The organism is Neobacillus jeddahensis (genome assembly GCF_000612625.1).
GTDB classification, from domain to species: domain Bacteria; phylum Bacillota; class Bacilli; order Bacillales; family Cytobacillaceae; genus Neobacillus; species Neobacillus jeddahensis.
In genome coordinates this window covers 23993-30635 of sequence record NZ_CCAS010000048.1, presented here as the reverse complement: position 1 = coordinate 30635, position 6643 = coordinate 23993, and the positions used below count along the sequence as shown (strand labels likewise).

The window sequence follows — 6643 nt, the reverse complement described above, 5'->3', positions numbered from 1 at the left end:
TTTTTTTACAAAATCCCAAGTCATCGTTGCCAGCATAACCGCCACTACCGGGACCACGGAGGCAGACATATGCTGCACCCATGGGATATCTTTAAATTGTTGAAGCAGCTGCAGTAAGAAAATCATCGCTAACGCCGTGGGTGCTACCGTTGCAAATAGAGCCACAAGGCAGCCGACAATACCTGCCACCCGATAGCCAATATACCCACCCATTTTAGTGGCAATCGGTCCTGGCATGGCATTGGCAATCGCTAACGTATCGGCAAATTCCTCGTCATTCATCCATTCATATTTCTTAACCGCTTCTTGGTGGACAAGTGGTATCGCGGACGGGCCGCCGCCAAATCCTAATATTCCTATTCGAAAAAATGCGGCAAAGATGTCCCAATTCCTTCTCCAAAACGGGCGCTGATTGGGAGAAGGTGATGGTTTTTCCTGAGCTAAGGCGTTTACCAAGCTGCTATCGCTCCATCGGTGCGAGATTCCGTGCCACCCTGTAATACTCCCGTTTGCGGATCTCTCCAAATGATTTGCCCACGCCCAAAGCTTCCTCCATCTGCTGTCACATGTACTTCATGACCTTTCCGTGCAAGGGCTTGAACCAGATAGTTAGGGAACTCCGGTTCAACATGAACGGATTTTCCTTTCATCCATTGCCACCTAGGCATATCTAACGTTGCCTGTGGGTTTAACAAATAATCAACGGTATGGGTGACAACCTGAAAATGCCCTTGCGGCTGCATATAACCGCCCATTACTCCAAATGGTCCAACTGCTTGACCACCCTTCGTTAAAAAGCCTGGAATAATCGTATGATACGTACGCTTACCTGGTTTTAATACATTAGGATGGCTCTCATCTAAGGAAAAATCATGCCCACGGTTCTGTAAACTAATCCCGGTACCAGGAATCACAATACCTGAGCCAAATCCCATATAATTACTTTGAATATAGGAAATCATATTTCCTTCTTCGTCAGCAGCCGCTAAATATACCGTTCCACCTTTCGGCAATTCATATGGTGTTGGATCAGAGGCTTCCCCTGAAATCGTTTTACTTCGAACCTCCGCATATCCCTCCGACAACAATTCCTCCGCTTTTAGTGGCATCTCATCGGGTTCGGTGATAAATGCCTGCCCATCGGTAAACGCCAGCTTCATGGCTTCAATTTGCTGATGAAGGGTTTCGGGACTTTGCCATGTCGGCGGGGACAATTTTTCAAAAATATTTAACGCCATGAGGGCAACCATTCCTTGACCATTAGGTGGAATCTCCCATACATCATACCCGCGGTAATGGGTTGAAATGGGGTTAACCCACTCAGGCTCGTATTTGCTCAAATCACTTTTTGTTAAAAATCCATTATGCTGTTTCATAAAGTCATCAATTTTGTCGGCCAACTCTCCCTCGTAAAATGAACGGGCATTGCTTTCGCCAATTGACCTCAGCGTTGACGCATGGCCTGGTGACTTCCATAGCTCCCCAATCTCAGGAGCCCTTCCATCAGGCGCAAACGTTTCGAACCAGGTGTTAAATTCTTCTGTTGTAAAATTTTCTTTAAACTTCCTGTATGCCAGCTTCCAATACTTGCCCAAAATTGGAGTAAGTGGGTAGCCCTCTTCCGCATACCGAATCGCCGGCTTCAACGCCTCAGCTAATGGCAAGCGGCCAAATCGCTTAGACAAAGCTGCCCAGGCTGCCGGTACCCCTGGAACTGTAATCGGAATCACACCATGGACAGGCATCTTCTCATGGCCTAACTGTTTTACCGCTTCAACCGAAATGGACTCCGGCGCTGGACCGGATGCATTTAATCCATGTAATTGATCCTTCATCCAAACTAAGGCAAAGGCATCTCCACCGATTCCATTTGATGTCGGTTCTACAACCGTTAATGCCGCTGCTGTCGCAATGGCCGCATCAATGGCATTTCCCCCTTTTTGCAGAATCTCTAATCCTGCTTGAGCAGCAAGTGGTTGGGATGTGGCCACCATACCTTTTTTAGCAAATACTGTATGACGCTTTGATGCAAAGGGATGGTTTAAATAATCCATCGTTTCTCCTCCTCAAACCTACAAATTAGCACGGTCTCTGCCGTATCTTCTCTCTGTTAACCTGAAAAGCAAGATTCCCCCTACAGGGTAGGAGGAGCTCATACTTTTTTAAGTTAAGGGCTGGCCCGCAAAGTGGCATGCTGCATAGTGTTTCGGACTATACTCCACCCAGGCTGGCTTTTCTGCTCGACATATATCTGTGGCAATGGGACATCTCGTATGAAACGGGCAGCCGCTCGGTGGATTAGCAGGGTTTGGTAAATCGCCCTGCAAACGGATCCTTTTCCGGTTCGCATTCACGGTTGGACGCGGAATCGCTGAAAGCAATGCCTGCGTGTACGGATGCATCGGATTTTCAAACAAATCCTTGACCGTCGCCAATTCCACGGTATTACCCAAATACATTACTAATACGCGATCACAAAAATAACGGACAACACCTAAATCATGTGAGATGAATAAATAGGATAGATTATACTTTTGCTGCAATGTTTTTAAAAGCTTCAAGACTTGTGCTTGAACCGATACATCTAGAGCCGATACCGCCTCATCACAAATCACAAATGACGGATGGAGGGCGATGGCACGAGCAATCCCAATCCGCTGCCGTTGTCCACCACTGAATTCATGTGGATATTTATCAAAGTGCTCCTCTTTTAGGCCTACTTCTTCTAATAAATCGAGCACCGCTGATCGTTTTTCTTTAGCTGACAGGTCGGTATGCATGGTAAACACTTCTTCAAGTGCATGACCGATACGCTGCCTTGGGTTTAACGATGCAAACGGGTCTTGGAAAATCATTTGCATCTGCTTCACAAACTTCAGTTTTTCTTTTCTTTTTAAATCCTGGATTTCTGCATCTTGGAAATAAACTTTACCTTCCGTTAATTCCTCCAAACCCAAAATCGCTCTGCCAAGGGTTGATTTTCCGCATCCAGATTCTCCTACTACCCCGAGACTTTCACCTTCAAATAATTGTAGAGAAACATTTTCAACTGCCTTCACATCTCCTTGCTTGCGCTGGAGGATGCCGCCTTTGATGGGGAAATATTTCTTGACCCCTTTTAGTTCAAGGAGCACCTTTGGCTCTGTCAGCTCTTTTGATGTTTGCTTTTCTGCTACAACGGCCATTAGTGCACCCCCTCTTCCTCTAACCAACAACTCACTTTATGGGTATCCGATACCTGGAAAACAGCTGGCTCATGACTTCTGCATTTATCGGTTGCAAACTTACAGCGGGCATGAAATCTGCAGCCCGTAATTTGTTCACTTAAGCTTGGTAGCGAACCCGGGATCGGTTCTAATTCAAAATCAGGGTCGTCCACATTTGGTACCGAATTGAGTAGTCCAATTGTATAAGGATGCTTCGGATTGTTGAAGATTTCTTCCACATCGCCTTCCTCTACCTTTTTCCCTGCGTACATGACCATCACCCGGTCAGCAACTTCGGCAACAACGCCCATGTCGTGGGTAATCATCATGACACCCATATTTAATTTACTTTTTAAATCATTAATCAAATCTAAGATCTGCGCTTGTATCGTTACATCCAGTGCAGTCGTCGGTTCATCGGCAATCAGTAATCCTGGATTACAGGAAAGCGCGATCGCGATCATAACCCGCTGTCTCATCCCACCACTTAATTCATGTGGATATTGGTTCATTCTCTTTTCAGGATATGGAATCCCGACTTGTTTTAGAAGCTCAATTCCTTGTTTAGTTGCTTCTCCTTTTGACAGCTTATGATGGAGCATTAATGGTTCTCTCAGCTGAAAGCCAATCGTCAACACCGGGTTTAATGCTGTCATCGGTTCTTGAAATATCATTGAAATTTTATTGCCGCGTATTTGGCGCATTTTTTCGGGCGATAAGTTATGAATAGGACTGCCTTCATAAAGCACTTCCCCATTCGTAATCTTGCCATTGCTAGGTAATAGACCAATGACCGAGAGAGAAGTAATACTTTTGCCACAGCCCGATTCTCCAACAATACAAAGTGTTTCCCCTTTTTGTAGTGAAAAGGAGACATCACGCACTGCTGGCAGTTGCCCGTCTGCAGTGCGAAATTCAGTCACAATGTTTTTGACTTCAAGTAATGTCTCTCCCATAATCTCTACCCTACTTTCCTGTTACTTTCGAAAGATCCCATTTCCCGTTTGGATATAGTTCTAAGCCCGTGTATTTGTTATCGAGGGCAGCGGTTACGACATCATGGTACATAATTACTGCCGTATTTTCTTTCAGCATTAGTTCATTTGCTTGATTCAAGTACTCTTCACGTGCCTTTTGATCCGTTGTCGTTCTAGACTGGTCAATGAGTTTATCCAATTCTGGATTGCTTAATTGAGTCATATTGGATGAACCGACGTTATCACTATGGAAGTTAGGATATAGTAGCTCAGATCCATCTCCCGTAACGTTTGACCAGCTTAAGAAAGTTAGATCGTATTTTCCAGCACGGGCTGTCTCTAAAAAGGCTGCCCATTCCATTGTTTCAATTTCCACCTTAAAACCAGCTTCTGCTAATTGAGCTTGAACCACTTCCGCCATTAACACATAGTTGCCGCGGTTAGCTGTCAATAACTTGAGAGTCTTTTTATCATAGCCATTTTTCTTCACTAACTCTTTCGCTTTATCTACATCATACGGAGTTCCTGCTTTATCAGCAGACTCTTTATAACCAAACACCTTTGGTCCAATGATACTATCGCTGCGAATTCCTAAACCATTTAGCTTTTTCACAAAGGCATCGCGGTCAATCGCGCTGGCAATCGCCTGTTTAAATTCAGGATCTTGGAATTCTGGTTTTGAATGATTCACTGTTAAAAAGTATTCAGGTGTTCCTTCGATTTTTTCAAAATTAACATTTTTCAAGCCTTGCACGCGGCTAAGTTGTTCAGCTGGAACCTTATCAATAAATTGCACTTCGCCAGCCTGTAGCATTGAAATGGCAGTTGATACTTCAGGAACTACTTTAAAAACAACTTTCTTCAATGCTGGTGCTCCATCACGGTAATCAGGATTTGCCTCTAAAACTACTTGATCACCAGGTGTCCAGCTAACAAATTTAAACGGTCCCGTACCTACTGGTTCTTTGTTTAAGTCTTGCTTTTGATCAGCTGTTGGGCTAACAATGGCTGCATTGGAGTGTGATAGAGCAGCAAGGAATGGTCCATATGGATATTTTGTTTTGATTTCAACGGTATAATCATCAACAACTGTAATCGTATCAACTGGTGCCATTAGACTTGCACGTGGTGCAGCCGTTTTAGGATCACGCAATTTATCAAATGTATACTTAACAGCATCGGCGTTAAAATCAGTGCCATCGTGGAATTTAATTCCTTTTTTCAATTTGATAATCCAAGTATTTTCATCAGGATTTTCATATGATTCTGCTAATAATGGTTCAATCTCGTTATCTACATTTCTCTTAAATAAAGTTTCATATACATGTTCTGTCACATTGGCTGAGGCAGAATCATTGGTCATAATCGGTGATAAACCGACTGCATCGGTAAGGGATGCGTATGTGAAGGTATCAGGAATTTTCGTTTTCCCCTCGCTCGCATCACTACTAGATTTTGAAGAAGCTCCCCCACAGGCTGAAAGTAACAAGGCGGTAATGATCGTAAATAACAGTAACCAATTTTTCTTCATTCTTATTTCCCCCTCTATTCTAATTATTGAATATCCATATTTGGATCGATTGCATCTCGCAGGCCATCACCCACGACGTTAAACGCAAAGACGGTTAACATAATCGCGATACCTGGAATAATCGTTAAATGTGGTGATGTCCACATGAAGGCCTGTCCTTGTGAAATCATCGCTCCCCATTCCGGAGTGGGCGGCTGGGCCCCTAACCCTAAATAACTAAGCGATGCCGTGGATAGGATCGCTGTCGCCATCCGCATCGTTGCAAAAACAATAATCGGTGCAGTCGCATTTGGTAGAATATGCTTGACCATGATCCTTAAATCAGAGGCCCCCAGTGATTTCATCGCCATGATGTATTCCTTCTCTTTAATAGAAAGAACAGAGCCCCTGACAATCCTTGCACAGGATGGGATCGACCAGATACTAATCGCGATGGCAACATTGACAAGACTTGTACCTAAAATGGCAATGATGAGCATCGCCAGCAGGATGCCTGGAAATGAGAATAACAAATCAACGATTCTCATAATCACGCCATCTAGTTTTTGATAATAGCCGCCGAGCAGTCCGAGGATTATGCCGCCGAAAAGACCTAAACTAACCGCTATAATCCCTACGATCAAGGAGATTCGTGCCCCAAACACCACTCTGCTCCAAACATCCCGGCCGTAATTATCAGTGCCTAGCCAATGACCATCACTAAACATTGGCAGCTCGCTGATTTTTAGATTCTGCTTCACTGGATCATGAAAGGTAAGAAGCGGTGCAAAAATTGCTAATGCAATTTGAATCGCAATAATCACTAAACCAACGACAGCCAGTTTATTTTTCAACAGCCTTTTCGTCGTTACTAGAAAACTACTTTCTTTCTTTTTAGCTCTTTTTATCTTTGCCCCTAAAGCTGGTACTGCTTCTGCCATGTTCATCCC

The 6643-nt window shown here is 44.1% G+C and carries 6 protein-coding genes; all 6 read right to left on the bottom strand.

Going from position 1 to position 6643, the window contains the following annotated elements; genetic code table 11:
* On the bottom strand, positions 1-381 hold a 381-nt coding region (locus TY15_RS17540), incomplete at its 3' end, for a chromate transporter (protein WP_042375058.1).
* Positions 382-449: 68 nt separating this feature from the next.
* A complete protein-coding gene (locus TY15_RS17535) occupies positions 450-2054 on the bottom strand; it encodes a gamma-glutamyltransferase family protein (RefSeq protein WP_040205733.1) in 1605 nt (534 codons plus the stop codon).
* Between the two features lie 108 nt (positions 2055-2162).
* Positions 2163-3185 (bottom strand): ABC transporter ATP-binding protein, encoded by a 1023-nt coding sequence (locus TY15_RS17530; protein WP_042375054.1) that lies wholly within the window; start codon positions 3183-3185, stop codon positions 2163-2165.
* Positions 3185-4162, bottom strand: a complete 978-nt coding sequence (locus TY15_RS17525) for an ABC transporter ATP-binding protein (RefSeq protein WP_040205734.1) — start codon at positions 4160-4162, stop codon at positions 3185-3187. The genes TY15_RS17530 and TY15_RS17525 overlap by 1 nt, the downstream gene beginning before the upstream one ends.
* 10 nt (positions 4163-4172) lie before the next feature.
* A complete protein-coding gene (locus tag TY15_RS17520; protein WP_040205735.1) occupies positions 4173-5714 on the bottom strand; it encodes a glutathione ABC transporter substrate-binding protein in 1542 nt (513 codons plus the stop codon).
* A gap of 23 nt (positions 5715-5737) precedes the next feature.
* Entirely contained in the window at positions 5738-6634 is an 897-nt protein-coding gene (locus tag TY15_RS17515; protein ID WP_040205736.1) for an ABC transporter permease, read from the bottom strand.
* Between the last annotated feature and the right edge of the window lie 9 nt (positions 6635-6643).